At 41.4% G+C, this 14,614-nt stretch carries 13 protein-coding genes; 7 read left to right on the top strand and 6 right to left on the bottom strand.

The genetic code is table 11. The features are described 5' to 3' along the window. Nucleotides 1-58: 58 nt before the first annotated feature. The gene (locus ACE3G9_RS13110) at nt 59-913 is read left to right on the top strand and encodes an endonuclease/exonuclease/phosphatase family protein (protein ID WP_417879288.1); all 855 of its coding nucleotides are present in this window, start codon (nt 59-61) and stop codon (nt 911-913) included. A gap of 122 nt (nt 914-1,035) precedes the next feature. Here ACE3G9_RS13110 and ACE3G9_RS13105 read toward each other — a convergent pair whose 3' ends face one another. Both ACE3G9_RS13105 and gloB read right to left on the bottom strand, forming a co-directional pair. Beyond that, nucleotides 1,036-2,583, bottom strand: a complete 1,548-nt coding sequence (locus ACE3G9_RS13105) for a LysM peptidoglycan-binding domain-containing protein (protein ID WP_449219364.1) — start codon at nt 2,581-2,583, stop codon at nt 1,036-1,038. A 274-nt stretch (nt 2,584-2,857) separates the two neighbouring features. After that, entirely contained in the window at nt 2,858-3,640 is a 783-nt protein-coding gene (gene gloB, locus ACE3G9_RS13100; protein ID WP_417879286.1) for a hydroxyacylglutathione hydrolase, read from the bottom strand. Nucleotides 3,641-3,680: 40 nt separating this feature from the next. Here gloB and ACE3G9_RS13095 point away from each other — a divergent pair, with 40 nt between their 5' ends. Further along, the gene (locus tag ACE3G9_RS13095; RefSeq protein WP_417879285.1) at nt 3,681-4,433 is read left to right on the top strand and encodes a methyltransferase domain-containing protein; all 753 of its coding nucleotides are present in this window, start codon (nt 3,681-3,683) and stop codon (nt 4,431-4,433) included. A gap of 9 nt (nt 4,434-4,442) precedes the next feature. Here the strand turns inward: ACE3G9_RS13095 and rnhA are convergent, their stop codons facing one another. Then, nucleotides 4,443-4,904 (bottom strand): ribonuclease HI, encoded by a 462-nt coding sequence (gene rnhA / locus ACE3G9_RS13090; RefSeq protein WP_287024979.1) that lies wholly within the window; start codon nt 4,902-4,904, stop codon nt 4,443-4,445. Nucleotides 4,905-4,972: 68 nt separating this feature from the next. On the opposite strand from rnhA, the gene dnaQ reads away from it, so the two are divergent. Then, nucleotides 4,973-5,719, top strand: coding sequence for a DNA polymerase III subunit epsilon (gene dnaQ, locus ACE3G9_RS13085; RefSeq protein ID WP_417879284.1), 747 nt, complete (start codon nt 4,973-4,975; stop codon nt 5,717-5,719). 130 nt (nt 5,720-5,849) lie between these two features. On the opposite strand, the gene fadE is transcribed toward dnaQ, so the two are convergent. After that, entirely contained in the window at nt 5,850-8,324 is a 2,475-nt protein-coding gene (fadE, locus tag ACE3G9_RS13080) for an acyl-CoA dehydrogenase FadE (RefSeq protein WP_449219363.1), read from the bottom strand. 443 nt (nt 8,325-8,767) lie between these two features. Between fadE and lpcA the strand changes: the two genes are divergently transcribed. Continuing rightward, nucleotides 8,768-9,346, top strand: a complete 579-nt coding sequence (lpcA, locus tag ACE3G9_RS13075) for a D-sedoheptulose 7-phosphate isomerase (RefSeq protein WP_417879282.1) — start codon at nt 8,768-8,770, stop codon at nt 9,344-9,346. 63 nt (nt 9,347-9,409) lie between these two features. Continuing rightward, complete coding sequence (locus ACE3G9_RS13070; protein ID WP_449219362.1) at nt 9,410-10,243, top strand: class II glutamine amidotransferase; 834 nt, start codon at nt 9,410-9,412, stop codon at nt 10,241-10,243. Nucleotides 10,244-10,516: 273 nt separating this feature from the next. Here ACE3G9_RS13070 and purN read toward each other — a convergent pair whose 3' ends face one another. Then, on the bottom strand, nt 10,517-11,173 hold the full coding sequence (gene purN / locus ACE3G9_RS13065; RefSeq protein ID WP_417879280.1) for a phosphoribosylglycinamide formyltransferase: 657 nt from the start codon (nt 11,171-11,173) through the stop codon (nt 10,517-10,519). A 55-nt stretch (nt 11,174-11,228) separates the two neighbouring features. Continuing rightward, nucleotides 11,229-12,269, bottom strand: a complete 1,041-nt coding sequence (gene purM / locus ACE3G9_RS13060; RefSeq protein ID WP_417879279.1) for a phosphoribosylformylglycinamidine cyclo-ligase — start codon at nt 12,267-12,269, stop codon at nt 11,229-11,231. A gap of 302 nt (nt 12,270-12,571) precedes the next feature. Between purM and upp the strand changes: the two genes are divergently transcribed. Both upp and ACE3G9_RS13050 read left to right on the top strand, forming a co-directional pair. Next, entirely contained in the window at nt 12,572-13,198 is a 627-nt protein-coding gene (upp, locus tag ACE3G9_RS13055; RefSeq protein ID WP_417879278.1) for a uracil phosphoribosyltransferase, read from the top strand. Between the two features lie 228 nt (nt 13,199-13,426). Next, the gene (locus ACE3G9_RS13050; protein WP_449219361.1) at nt 13,427-14,551 is read left to right on the top strand and encodes a DUF2066 domain-containing protein; all 1,125 of its coding nucleotides are present in this window, start codon (nt 13,427-13,429) and stop codon (nt 14,549-14,551) included. Nucleotides 14,552-14,614 lie beyond the last annotated feature (63 nt).

Here is a 14,614-nt window from a genome sequence, read left to right as displayed (position 1 = left end):
AGGAGGCTTTGGCTTCCTTTTTTATCATTTATGGCGGGTATAGCGGGTTGGGTAATTGATGAAACTTAAGCATTGGACGTTAGGCGCTGTCGTTCTTTTAATTATTGCGACCGTCGGTTTCTATTCTATTTTTACCATCCCCAAGCAACCTCAGCTTATTTCTATTGATCATTATTCTTCGCAATCCGATTGGTACTGTCACCAATCCGAACAACCTACACCACCTATTGATGTGAATGGCAAACTGAATATTTTAGTTTGGAATATTCATAAACAAACCGATGAAAATTGGCAGGCTGCGCTTGAATCTATGAGCCATGATAAACAGTTAATCCTTTTACAAGAAGCCAGTTTAACCGAACAGTTTACATTATGGCTTAATCAGCAATCGTGGGGGGCGAGTTATGTTAATGCGTTTAAAGCCTTTGGTATTAGTTCTGGTGTAGTTAATCTCGCCTCTCAATTACCCAATCGGGCATGTGCTTACACGAGTGTTGAGCCTTGGATCCAATTACCTAAGTCGGCATTATATGCACGATATTCACTATCAAATGGACAAGATCTTGTGGCGGTGAATATCCATGCCATTAACTTTACTGTTGGTACCTATGAGTTTGAGCAACAAATTGAGCAATTGAAAAAAGCAGTACAAAAACATCAAGGGCCACTAATTATTGCGGGTGATTTTAATACTTGGAGTGAAGCACGCTATGATCAACTACTTAAAGTTGCAAATACACTAAAGCTACAAGAAACCGTATTCAGTCCGGATAACCGCCGTTTATTTGTTAACGACTTAGCGTTTGATCATGTGTTTTATCGAGGGTTAAATTTTAAGTCAGCAAGTTCGCCAATCACCACTGCTTCAGATCATAACCCCATGTTAGTGAGTTTTGAGTTGATTGAAAATTAGGTGATATAAAAATTACCGATCATAGAAAGTAAAAAATCTTAAATTATGAACTGACCTCCAATAGTTAGACAATCAACATTGGGGGTATTTATGTGGATTATGTAGCCGATGGGAGCAGGAGGTTAGCCTACTTTAGTTACATCGACATACAATTTCAGCTTTTGACCAGGTTTTAAATAGTCTTTTTCATTTAAGCTATTCCAAGCAAGTACTTGGTCGGTATTCACCTTAAATCGTTGTGCAATACTGCCGATAGTATCACCAGAACGAACGTTATAGTACACGGTACGGATAATGGAACCACTCTTGTTTTCTTTCCAGATAACTAATTTTTGGCCTACACGTAATGGATCTTTGGGTGCCATGCCGTTCCATTTAGCAAGTGATTCTACGGAAACGTTATTCTGTTTAGCAATGGCCCAGAAACTATCACCACTTTTTACTGAATATTCAGATTTCAACTGACCACGAGAAGTCGATTGGATTTTTGTTAAACGGTTAATGGCACCTAATGAGTATAGATTATTATTTTGTGTTGAATGCGGTACCATCAAGTACTGACCGACACGGATATTGGTATTATTCATGTTATTTGCTGTTTGAATAGCTTTAGTCGTGGTCTGATTATTTTTCGCAATCACACTTAAGCTATCGCCCGGCTTGACTTTATAACGAGTCAATTTGATGCCCTTGCCACGGTTCTTTTCGGCTTGTCCATTAAAGCGATTCGCTTTTTCTAACGGGATCAAGAGAGTGTATGGTCCCGTTGGAGAGGTTGCCCACTGGTTGTACCCTGGGTTGTAACTTTGTAATTCTTTGACTGATATTCCTGCATATTGAGCTGCAATGGCTAGGTCTAACTGTTCCTTTGGATCGACCTTTGTCAGTACTGGTTTATTGGCAATAACAGGAAGTTCGATACCATATTCTTTTTGGTTAGTAAGAATATCTGCTAGTGCGAGTAGTTTAGGCACGTATCCACGGGTTTCTTTTGGTAGATCTAATGAGAAAAAGTCGGTTGGCTTGCCTAGTTTTTTGTTTTTACGAATGGCGCTAGATACTCGACCACCACCACTGTTATATGCAGCGATGGCATTTTCCCAGTCACCATCGAAACGATTTCCTAAATACGTCATGTACTCTAACGCAGCATCGGTCGCAGCGTTAACATCACGGCGCCCGTCATACCAATAGTTACGCTCTAAACCAAACCGGTCGGCTGTCATCGGCACAAATTGCCATAAGCCGGCAGCACTACCATAGGAATATGCAAAAGGATCAAAAGCACTTTCTACTACTGGTAATAAAGCTAGTTCTAGTGGGAGATCACGAGCTTCAATTTTGGTTGTGATGAGATACAAAAAAGGTTCAGCACGTTTAGAGACGGTTTTTAAATGTTCGGGGTGATCTAGATACCATTTACGGTAGTATTCAATACTAGGGTCATCAGTGATCGGTAGTTTGAATTGCATTGAAATGCGTTTCCACAAGTTTTGTTGCTCTTGTGGTGTTAATTGCTTCTGTAGCTGCTTTTTTTCTGGAGTAGAGGGTTCAACCATTACAGTTTGGCTAGCTTGTTCCGGTTCATCGATTTGCTGAACGGTAGATGTCGGTACGCTTTGGCAACCTACAAGTAGTAGTGCTATAGCCCAAATGTATTTTGAATTCATTAAAACAACCTCTAAAAACGGCTGCAAATGATACTTGTGTTTATTAATAAGTGGCAAGTGAGAATTGCCCTAAACCCCGATAAAGCCTTATAAATGATATGAGTTTTTATAAGGTTTTAGATACATTTATGAGCAATTTGATTGATTTCGCAGCGAGTTTCTGTGTATTTTTTTTAAGTAACAAAATTTAACAGATATATTCAAGTAACTTCAAGACATTGAAACTCATATCTTGACGTTGCTCAGTTATATACCCAGGTAACTTCAATAATCCTTAGAATTCATTTTTCCATTCACGTAAGGCTGAAAACACAGAGAGTTCGGTCAGTTCATCGGTGCGTGTCGATACGGCTTTCATTACACTTGGTTCTTGGCAGCGTAAAAACGGATTGATCCATTTTTCTTGACGAATAGTGGTTGGAATCGTCGGTTTTTCTTGTGCTCTCAATCGATTCACTTCATCACGATAGTTATGTAGTAATTCATTATCAGGCTCTACTGCTAGAGCAAACGATAAATTTGATGAAGTGTATTCATGGGCACAATAGACTTCGGTTTCTTGAGGAAGTGTTGCCAACTTTTGTAGTGAATCGAGCATTTGTTCATAAGTACCTTCAAATACTCGGCCACAACCAGCAGAAAACAACACATCACCACAAAATAGTTTGCCGTCACCGACATAAGCAATATGTCCGTTAGTGTGTCCAGGAACATCCATCACAAGGAAGGTTTCACCAAAGACTTCAATACGGTCGCCACCTTGTACAGAATGAGTCAGCATTAACACTGGGTCATTACTTGGACCGACAACTTGAGCTTTAGGATAGTGGCGTAATAATTCCGCCACGCCACCGACATGATCCGCATGGTGGTGAGTAATGATGATAAGTTCTAATTCTAAATTATCTTGCTGTAAGCGTTGTAAAACAGGGGCAGCTTCACCGGGATCGACTAAAGCGCAGGACTGACTATTATTTTGAATCAGCCAGATGTAATTATCATTAAATGCAGGTATGCTTTCGACCGTTAAGCCTGAATTTTTTTTATCAGTTAACATTGTGGATCTCCAATCCGGACTGCGAAGAGATATCTAATCTATGAAGCCAGCACGCATTCAAAAATCTTTCGTCCAACCCCATTCTTGGCAACAGCTAAAAAATGGTGAGTGGGTGGTTGAATCGATCCAAACCCGTCTTGATGAGTGGTGCCCTAAGTTATTTGGTTATCACATGCTAAAACTGGGTGGTTTAAGTTGTGAATTAACCACGCATAATTGCAATATCAAACATCAAGTGAACGTCGATATTGCCAATCCGCTTCATTCCGTTATTGCTGATGCTTATGATTTACCATTTGTTGAAAAAAGCATCGATGCTGCTTTGGTCTGCCATCAGCTAGACTATTGTAGCGATCCTCATCGCTTGTTGCGAGAGATTGATAGAATAATTATCGATGATGGGCATATTATTCTGACTGGCTTTAATCCGATAAGCTTAACGGGCGCTGCGAGTTTATTACCTTGGCGTAAAAACAATTTGCCTTGGAGTGGTCGCATGTTTACGCCATATAGAATGAAAGATTGGCTGGGCTTGCTCAACTATGAAGTGATTCATTGTGATACCTATGCTCTGTTTCCTGTTCGTAGAGGGAAAGCACTGACTACTTGGCTTGAGCATGGTATGGGAGCTTGCGCTTCAACATTTGGTAGTGTGTATTTTATTGTTGCCAAAAAGCGTATGTACCCATTAAAGCCAATTAAACCCCATTGGAAAGTGAAAAATCGTCGTTTTTCACCCGCCAGTGTGGGGTTTAATAAAGCTTCATCTAAAGTAAAGAACAGTAAGGTTTAGATGAAATAGTTACCCTTCAAACCCTTTGTCTTCTTGGGTAGGGGACTCGGCTGCAGTACGGGCAAGATCATCACAAATTTCATTTTCTCGGTGTCCGGCGTGGCCTTTTACCCATTTCCATTCCACTTGATGGCGAGCGGTTTCTTGATCAAGTGCTTTCCATAGATCGACATTTTTAACGGGCTTTTTAGCTGACGTTTGCCAATTTTTCTTTTTCCAACCATGGATCCACTGAGTGATGCCTTGGCGTACATATTGGCTATCAGTGGTTAACGTCACTTGGCAAGGTTCGGTAAGGGCTTTAAGGGCTACTACCGCGGCCATCATTTCCATGCGGTTGTTGGTAGTGAGGGTATAACCTTCAGATAGGTATTTTTCTTTACCTTTATAGCGCAACACTATGCCATAGCCGCCAGGGCCAGGGTTACCTAAACAAGAACCATCTGTGAAAATTTCTACGTGTTTCGTCATGATTTGATACTATGAGTCCATATTGGAATAACCAGTCATTAATACGACTAGTCTGACAAGAGTTTATTATGAATACCAGCACTAATGTTTCTTATGATCGCATCATTGTTCTTGATACCGAAACCACAGGTATGAACCGAGAAGGTGGCCCTGTGTATATGGGACATCGAATCATTGAAATAGGTGCGGTAGAAATTATTAATCGCAAACTGACCGGTAAACATTTCCATGTCTATATTAAGCCAGATCGTGAAATCGACCCTGAAGCAATTGCAGTTCATGGTATTACCGATGAGTTCTTAGTCGATAAGCCTGACTATAAGCAAGTTCATCAAGAGTTTTTAGAGTTTATCAAAGGTGCTGAGCTGGTGGCTCACAACGCGCCCTTTGATGTTGGCTTTATGGATTATGAGTTTGAGCTAGCTAACCAAGATGTAAAAACATCACAGGTTTGTAAAATTACCGATACCTTGGCGATGGCCAAAAAGATTTTCCCCGGTAAACGAAATAACCTTGATATTTTATGTGACCGTTACGGCATAGATAACTCCCATCGTACTTTGCACGGCGCTTTGCTCGATGCGGAGATCTTAGCAGATGTCTATTTGTTAATGACAGGTGGCCAAACCGCTATGCAATTTAATGCCGGTCAGTCTAAAGATGGTGGAGCGGGGGAAACCATTAAGCGAGTGACGGGACGTAAAGCGTTGAAAGTCTTAAAAGCTAGCGATGAAGAATTGCAGCAACATGAAGAGCGTTTAGATTTATTTGCCAAAAAAGGCACTTGTTTGTGGCGCTGTGAGCCGGAAGGATAACCCTCAACTCTCTGCGTATTTGAAACTGAAACTCCATATAGATTGCATAAAAAACACCTCAATGGTTAAGTGACCATTGAGGTGTTTTACTATCATTTCGAGTTTCGAGTTTCGAGTTTCGAGTTTCGAATTAAGCCACTTCACTCATTTTGTTTTGAGGCTTTTTTACGATTAGCTCACTTGGGTCAAAGTCATCAACATTGATGGTTTCTAAGCGATAGAATTCCGCATCACATAAAACCTTAGCTTGTTCTTCACTAATCCAACCATTTTCTAAGCCAATGTCAGCAACCTTATCCAATTGGACAAAAGCGCGGCGTTTGCCAGATTGTTTGACAATGTCATCAAAGATTGGCTCGGCACGCAGAATTGTTTCTAGAGCTAGTTCAATTTTACCTGCAGGATTGAACTTACTAGCCTCTAAGTATTGATTGCGACCAATACGTGAGCGCGTTTCCGATGGCGTTTGCAGAATTTTCGCGACTTGGTTATCGAGTTTATCACTTGGCGCTTTACGTACCTTACCTAGTGGTAAAATTAACATACGCATTAATCCTGCTGCTCCTCGTGATGGGAAGTTAAGTAAGAAGTCATCAATCGCTTCTTCTGCTTGACGCAAGCTATCTTGAACACCCCAATGCACTAGTGGCAGATCCGCTTCTTGGTAGCCTTCCATCTCAAAGCGTTTTAAGGTTGCAGAGCTTAAATAAAGTTGGCTTAACACATCACCTAGACGAGCTGATAAACGTTCTTTACGTTTTAATGAACCACCTAGTACTGCCATTGAAATATCTGACATTAGAGCAATGTTGGCACTGTAACGGTTAAGTTTTTGATAATAACCTTTAATTTGGTCATGAATGATACCGTTAAAATTGGCATCACTTGGCACCGCATAATCTGAGCCTCGACCATCCGTTAGGCCAAGCCAAAAGCTACGTACAGCATTACTCATGCTAAAGCCAATATGACCAAATACCGCATTATCAAAGCGTGATAGGGCATTTTTCTCGCTTGAATGCGCCGCTTCCATCTCTTCTAATACATAAGGATGGCAGCGAATGGCACCTTGTCCGTAAATGATCATAGAACGAGTGAGAATATTGGCACCTTCTACGGTAATAGCAATCGGTGCGCCTTGGTAACCACGGGCTAAAAAGTTAGCGGGGCCCATACAGACACCTTTACCACCAGCGATGTCCATAGCGTCAATTAAGGCGCGTTGTCCACGGTGAGTACAGTGGTATTTCACTATCGCCGAAATAACGGATGGTTTCTCCCCAAGATCAATACCGGCAACCGTTAATTGACTGGCTGCATCCATCACATAAGCATTACCAGCAAGACGCGCTAATGGTTCTTCAATGCCTTCCATATGAGCGATTGGTTGTTTAAATTGGCGGCGAATACGAGCATATGCACCAGTTGCTAATGCGGCTGTTTTAGTGCCACCGGTAGAGTTAGACGGTAGAGTGATACCACGACCTACCGATAAACATTCCACTAGCATACGCCAGCCTTGGCCTGCCATTTCTGGTCCGCCGATGATGTAGTCTAGTGGGACGAAAATATCGTTACCTTGAGTTGGACCATTTTGGAATGGCACATTCAAAGGGAAGTGACGACGACCAATTTTCACACCTTTAGTATCCGTTGGAATTAAAGCACAAGTGATACCGATATCTTCTTGGTCACCGAGTAGCCCATCAGGATCGCGTAGTTTGAAAGCTAAACCAAGTACAGTTGCGATTGGTGCAAGCGTGATATAACGTTTATTCCATGTCAGGCGCATACCAAGCACTTCTTTGCCTTGCCAATCGCCTTTACACACAATACCAAAATCAGGAATTGCACCGGCGTCAGAACCCGCTTCTGGGCTAGTTAAAGCAAAACATGGGATTTCTTTACCTTCGGCTAAGCGAGGTAAGTAATGATCTTGTTGTTCTTTAGTACCGTAGTGTTGTAGTAATTCACCAGGGCCTAATGAGTTCGGAACGCCAACGGTTGAAGATAATACGCTTGATACGCCGGTTAGTTTTTGTAATACCACAGATTGTGCGTAGGCAGAAAACTCTAAGCCTCCATACTTTTTCTTGATGATCATGGCGAAGAATTTGTGGTCTTTAAGGTATTGCCAAATTTCTGGTGGTAAGTCGGCTAATTCATGGGTGATTTCAAAGTCATTCGCCATGCGACAAACTTCATTTACTGGTCCATCAATAAAGGCTTGTTCTTCATCACTTAATTTTGGTGCTTGAATGTCGGATAGCTTTTTCCAGTCAGGCTTTCCTTTAAATAATTCTGCTTCCCACCATACAGTACCTGCATCAATCGCTTCTTTTTCAGTTTTCGACATCGCCGGTAAAATTTGACGGAATACCTTGAGTGCCGGCTTACTGAATAATGAACGACGAATCTGTGGAATTGCGACTAATGCTGAAAGAATAATAAACACGCCAAATAAAATCGGGGATAGTCCGCCAAGTAAGGTCGAAATCAGCAAGATTATTGCCATCGCCCCAATGGTTATCGACTGAGAGCGACGGTGGTATAAACAAAAACCGAATACGACAAGCGTAACGATTAAGGTAAGTAGGGTGGTCATCTTTGTCTTCCTTATTATGATGAGTGATAAAACCACACTTTTTTATAACAAAAAAGATAAGTGGTCGTACCAGATGGATTCATTGTAGCCATCTTGTTGAGGAAATGTAAAAGGCCAATGTGGTTGAAAAGTGATCTCAAGCATGAAATGAATGTTTTTAATCGATATGTATCGCTAAGTGACTTCAAGATGCAGAATTCCGGGTTATCATACGAGCCTTTAGGTAAGGAAGATTTGTGTAAGAGGTATCTTTCAAATTAATCTTATATTTTTTATTAGAATGGTTCGTTTTCTAACTAGCTTGTAAGGGGAGTATCGAATGGTCATTTCTTTCTTACGAAAATATTTCATCCAATGGGTGACAGGTCTCGTTCTTTGTAGGTAAACTCAAGCTTTATAGGTAAACTCAAGATTGATAACTATTCAAAATAAGGGAATCTCCCATGTACCAAGATTTGATTCGAAGTGAACTCACAGAAGCTGCCCAAGTACTTAACGCTTTTTTAAATGATGATAAAAATCTTCAAGATATTGAAGCGGCGGCTAAGCTAATAGCGGATTCATTTAAGCAAGGTGGTAAAGTATTGTCTTGCGGTAATGGTGGTTCACATTGTGATGCGATGCACTTTGCTGAAGAATTAACGGGACGCTACCGTGAAAACCGCCCGGGTTACCCTGGGATTGCCATTTCGGATCCAAGTCACCTTTCTTGCGTTAGTAACGATTTTGGTTACGAATTTGTTTTTTCGCGTTACCTTGAAGCGGTTGGACAAACAGGGGATGTGGTATTCGGGCTTTCTACCTCAGGTAACTCTGGCAATATCTTAAAAGCAATGGAAACGGCCAAGCAAAAAGGTATGAAGACGGTTGCTTTAACTGGTAAAGACGGCGGTAAAATGGCAGGTATTGCCGATGTGGAAATTCGTGTTCCTCATTTTGGTTACGCTGACCGTATTCAAGAAGTCCACATTAAAATTATCCATATCGTGATCCAATTGATTGAAAAAGAAATGGAAAAGTAACTTTATTATTTTGATATTTTAAAGTGGCTATTTTCAAAATCGGGATGTTAAAAGGAACGATGAATGTGTGAATTGCTCGGTATGAGTGCCAATGTCCCAACTGACATTTGCTTCAGTTTTACCGGATTAATCCAACGTGGTGGAAAAACAGGCCCTCACCGTGATGGTTGGGGGATCACCTTTTATGAAGGTAAAGGGTGCCGTAATTTTAAAGATCCGAAACCGAGCTGCCATTCTAAAATTGCCGAGTTAGTCCAGAGCTATCCTATCAAAAGTTGTGCGGTCATTAGTCATATTCGTCAGGCTAATCGGGGTGAGGTGAACTTAGAAAACACTCACCCATTTACTCGTGAGCTTTGGGGGAAGAACTGGACGTTTGCTCATAATGGTCAATTGAGTGGTTACCAAGGTTTAAATACTGGCCGCCATCGCCCTATTGGAGAGACCGATAGCGAGCTGTCATTTTGCTGGATTTTAAAGCAACTTGAAGACCGTTATCCAGAGCCACCACATTCTCGTCAAATGCCGGAGATCTTTCAGTTTATTGCTCAATGTTGTGATGAGTTGAAAAAGTTTGGTGTATTTAACATGCTGTTGAGTGATGGTGAATATGTGATGATGTATTGCACCAACAATCTTCACTGGATAACAAGGCGAGCGCCCTTTGGTAAAGCGACATTGATTGATGAAGAAGTCAGTATCGACTTTCAAGAAGAAACTACGCCCAATGATGTGGTTTCAGTGATTGCCACTCAACCGTTAACCGATAACGAACGCTGGCACAAAATGAAGCCGAGTGAATATGGAGTGTTTCATTTTGGTGAGCTGATTTTAGATAATAGCTTAGATTTGATTGATGAGCCGTTTGCACCAAGGAATATAGTTCCTAGTTCCTAGTTCCTAGTTCCTAGTTCCTAGTTCCTAGTTCCTAGTTCCTAGGGGAGCGTATTTCGTGGCTCGGGCGCTTCGCTTCTCGTTGCTTGAATGTGGTGCGAGTGACGAGAGTGCTTTACTTCGTGTTGCGAGAAAAAGACGATAATCTTATTGATTATGTAAAACAAGGAAGCTAAAACTCCTCACGAAACACGAAACACGAAACACGAAACACGAAACACGAAACACGAAACACGAAACACGAAACACGAAACACGAAACACGAAACACGAAACACTAGTCTTCAGCGTACCCATGCAATCCTAATGGCTGACCATCTAAATAAGCTTGCTGTTGTTTCATCTCTAATCGGCCTTCAATAAACCATTTGCTCACCAGAGGATAAATATTATGCTCTTGGACGAGGACCCGCTTGGCTAAATCATCGGCACTGTCATCTTCAAAAACAGGTACCTTAGCTTGTAAAATAACAGGGCCACCATCTAATTCTTCAGTCACAAAGTGGACACTGGTTCCATGTTCACTATCACCGGCATCAATGGCGCGCTGATGCGTGTTAAGGCCTGAATATTTAGGAAGTAGAGAAGGGTGGATGTTTAGCATTCTGCCTAAGTAATGTTCTACAAAGTTACTGCTGAGAATACGCATATAACCAGCGAGAATAATTAAATCAGGTTGATAGGCGTCGATTTGCTTCATCAATTCAGTATCAAAAGCCAAACGATCGGGTTTTCCATCTGAATTTAGAAAGTCTTGCGCGGAAAGGGAGTGAGCTGCGATTGAATGATTTTTTGCACGCTCTAAACCATAAGCGTCGGCTTTGTTTGAAAACACTGCCGTGACTTTGGCTTGAATTTGTTCGGATTCACAAGCATCGATAATGGCTTGTAGGTTGCTTCCATTACCTGAAACTAATACAACGATATTTTTCATACATTCCTTGCCAAATAGGAACAGCCGAAAGTCAATTGGACTTTCGGCTGTTTGCTTATTTAATTTCGACTTGCTCTTCACCCGCTTCAGCTGTTGCTACTTGACCGATGATCCAAGCATTTTCGCCTTCAGCATTAAGTAGTTCTACAGCGGCTTGTGCTTGATCTTGTGGAAGTGCCACAATCAGGCCTACACCACAGTTGAAGGTACGGTACATCTCGTAGGTTTCAACATTTCCTTTTTGTTGTAACCAAGAGAAAATTGCTGGCCACTCCCAACTGTTACCATCGATCACTGCTTTAGTGCCTTCTGGTAATACGCGTGGAATGTTTTCCCAGAAACCGCCGCCAGTAATATGAGAAATCGCATGGATATCATGCTTTTCAATCATTTTAAGCGCTGATTTGATGTAGATCTTAGTTGGCTCGATAAGGTGTTCACCGATAGTGCGACCGTTTAGGTCTTCATTTAAATCAGCTTGAGACACTTCAAGGATCTTACGAATAAGTGAATAGCCGTTTGAGTGAGGGCCACTTGAACCTACCGCGATTAAAGCGTCACCAGCGGCTACTTTTGTGCCATCGATAACATCTGCTTTTTCGACTACGCCAACACAAAAGCCAGCGACATCGTAGTCTTCGCCTTCGTACATGCCAGGCATTTCAGCCGTTTCACCACCGATTAAAGAACAACCCGCTTGGATACAACCTTCACCGATGCCAGTTACCACTTCTGCTGCGGTATCAACATCTAGTTTGCCTGTTGCATAGTAGTCTAGGAAGAAAAGAGGTTCTGCACCTTGAACGATTAAATCATTTACACACATGGCGACAAGGTCGATACCAATGGTGTCGTGTTTTTTCATATCCAAAGCCAGACGCAGTTTTGTTCCAACACCATCTGTGCCAGAAACTAAAAGCGGCTGCTTGTATTTGGTTGGTAGCTCACATAATGCACCAAAGCCACCGATGCCACCCATAACTTCAGGGCGACGAGTGCGTTTTACCACACCTTTAATTTTATCGACTAATGCATTACCTGCATCAATATCAACACCAGCGTCTTTATAGCTTAGAGAAGAATTGTTACCACTCACGGGGATATCCTCGCCTTTGATTTGATTGGATGTGAAAAACGGGGCTATTCTAACAGGGGATGAAGCGAAAAGGAAAACGTTTGCGTCAGTTTTTTTACTTCAATGATTGGTCAAAAAATTTAATGAGTTCTATCAATAAATTTTGGTCAGTTTGAGGTGTATACTTGAACAGAGATAGAATCACTATGATCATATTCAATTTGTCTTGCCTAAAGCTTGTTTTATTCTTGCTGAAACTCGCATCTTGAAGTGACTTGGGTATATAATTCTCTTGTTTATCAAAATTAAGCACGGAGTTGGACATGAAAGTCGTAGAAGTTAAACACCCACTGGTTAAGCATAAGCTTGGTCTAATGCGCGAAAGCGATATCAGCACAAAACGTTTTCGTGAGTTAGCAACTGAAGTGGGAAGTTTACTCACTTATGAAGCGACCTCTGATTTTGAAACAGAGAAAGTGACAATTAAAGGCTGGAATGGCCCGGTTGAAATTGACCAAATTAAAGGTAAAAAAGTCACTGTTGTGCCGATCCTTCGTGCTGGTTTAGGGATGATGGATGGCGTACTTGAGCACATGCCAAGTGCTAGAATCTCCGTTGTTGGTGTATACCGTGATGAAGAAACACTCGAACCAATCCCATACTTTAACAAGTTAACTTCTAGCATTAATGAGCGTATCGCTTTAGTCGTTGACCCAATGTTAGCTACTGGCGGCTCTATGATTGCAACGATTGACTTGTTAAAAGAGCAAGGTTGTAACCACATCAAAGTATTAGTGCTCGTTGCTGCTCCAGAAGGCATCGAAGCTTTAGAAAAAGCGCACCCAGATATTGAGCTATACACTGCTGCAATTGACGAAAAACTGGATGATAAAGGTTATATTGTTCCGGGCTTGGGCGATGCTGGTGATAAGATCTTCGGTACTCAATAAACAGCGCCATTGCAGAAAATTATCTGGAAGATGGAATTAATTAGTATAAAGCGACTCTATTGAATGAATGGAGTCGCTTTTTTCTACTTATTAGTACGCAGAAAAATGTATACGTTTCATGTATTATTAGCGGCTTAATATATATCCAAATGACTTAGGTGTAAGTGTTTGGTGTAAGTGTTTGGTGTTACAACACAGAATGATTTCTGAATAAAAAACAGGTCTGTTATGCGTTATTTTGCTATTCCCCTTATCGTTTCGATTTTATTTCCATTAACGACAGTTGCTAAAACGTCGGTTGATGTATATCACGCAGAAGTTGTGTTAAGTAATGAAAAAAATGCACGTTCAATCGCATGGGCAGAAGGTCTTGAACAAGTGCTAATTAAAGCATCGGGTAATGCCAATATTGCTGACAATGAAGTCGTAAAAAAAGCCATGCGCGATGGCTCTGATTATTTGGCAAAATTTGAATATAGCACTCTAAATGGCGAAAAAAGTTTAGATATGCAGTATAACCCTAAACAAATTAGTGTGTTGTTATCACAAGCCAATGCTTCGATTTGGCCGAAAGAGCGTGAGAATGTTTTAGTTTGGTTAGTGCAAGATGACAATGTTGAACGTCGAGTCGGTTGGGAGCAATCGGGATTAGATTCAGTGTCAGCTTTACAAACGGCTGCGCAACAGTCAGGGCTTCCGATCACTTTGCCAGTGGGTGATATGGATGATTTCACTAAAATTTCTGCGCCAGATTTATGGGGCGGTTTTCCAGAGCCACTCGCAGCAGCCAGTGTTCGCTATCCGGCAGACTCTGTACTCGTACTAAAAGTGGCGGCTGATGGACCATCTTCAGAAGTTAATTGGCAGCTCTATGATATGGCTCCGGATCGTATTACCTCTTCGCCTCAATCTGCTGTTACAGGTGTTGAAAGTGGCGATGTAACTCAAGCGATAGATAAAGCCATTGACCGAGTGAGTGCTTACTACGCTCAGAAAAATAAACCAACCGGTAAGCATGTGGTGGATGATGCGTTATGGGCTCACTTTTCTGGCATTCAATCGGCTAAATCTTTCTTTATTTTAGAGCGTTCTTTACTTGATTTAGAGAGTGTTGCAACGGTACAAGTGCATTCAATCCAAGGTACGAATGTAATATTCAATATTCAACTATTAAGCAATAAAACGGACTTTGAAAAGCAAGTTATGGGATTAAAAGGAATAGAGAAAACACAAGCGCCTGTGGACTCTGCAAAAGTTGCAGAACAATCAGCTACGCTAGAGAGCTCAGAGCTAGGAAAAAAAACGGCTGATGAACAATTGCCAGTTGATCAGCAGTTGTGGTTTAGCTTATAAAGTAAGGTAAATATTGAATATATAACAAAGGGAGCCAAGTTGGCTCCCTTTTTTGTTGTGTTC

The sequence above is a fragment of the Vibrio sp. E150_018 genome (assembly GCF_053544035.1).
This window is presented reverse-complemented; position numbering and strand designations above follow the sequence as displayed.

What these genes read in the sequence shown, in the direction of transcription:
- ACE3G9_RS13105 (WP_449219364.1), bottom strand. Translation starts at nt 2,583, where the DNA reads ATGAATTCAAAATACATTTGGGCTATAGCACTACTACTTGTAGGTTGC.
- dnaQ (WP_417879284.1), top strand. Translation starts at nt 4,973, where the DNA reads ATGAATACCAGCACTAATGTTTCTTATGATCGCATCATTGTTCTTGAT.
- ACE3G9_RS13110 (WP_417879288.1), top strand. Translation starts at nt 59, where the DNA reads ATGAAACTTAAGCATTGGACGTTAGGCGCTGTCGTTCTTTTAATTATT.
- fadE (WP_449219363.1), bottom strand. Translation starts at nt 8,324, where the DNA reads ATGACCACCCTACTTACCTTAATCGTTACGCTTGTCGTATTCGGTTTT.
- ACE3G9_RS13070 (WP_449219362.1), top strand. Translation starts at nt 9,410, where the DNA reads ATGTGTGAATTGCTCGGTATGAGTGCCAATGTCCCAACTGACATTTGC.
- gloB (WP_417879286.1), bottom strand. Translation starts at nt 3,640, where the DNA reads ATGTTAACTGATAAAAAAAATTCAGGCTTAACGGTCGAAAGCATACCT.
- rnhA (WP_287024979.1), bottom strand. Translation starts at nt 4,904, where the DNA reads ATGACGAAACACGTAGAAATTTTCACAGATGGTTCTTGTTTAGGTAAC.
- ACE3G9_RS13095 (WP_417879285.1), top strand. Translation starts at nt 3,681, where the DNA reads ATGAAGCCAGCACGCATTCAAAAATCTTTCGTCCAACCCCATTCTTGG.
- purN (WP_417879280.1), bottom strand. Translation starts at nt 11,173, where the DNA reads ATGAAAAATATCGTTGTATTAGTTTCAGGTAATGGAAGCAACCTACAA.
- lpcA (WP_417879282.1), top strand. Translation starts at nt 8,768, where the DNA reads ATGTACCAAGATTTGATTCGAAGTGAACTCACAGAAGCTGCCCAAGTA.
- upp (WP_417879278.1), top strand. Translation starts at nt 12,572, where the DNA reads ATGAAAGTCGTAGAAGTTAAACACCCACTGGTTAAGCATAAGCTTGGT.
- ACE3G9_RS13050 (WP_449219361.1), top strand. Translation starts at nt 13,427, where the DNA reads ATGCGTTATTTTGCTATTCCCCTTATCGTTTCGATTTTATTTCCATTA.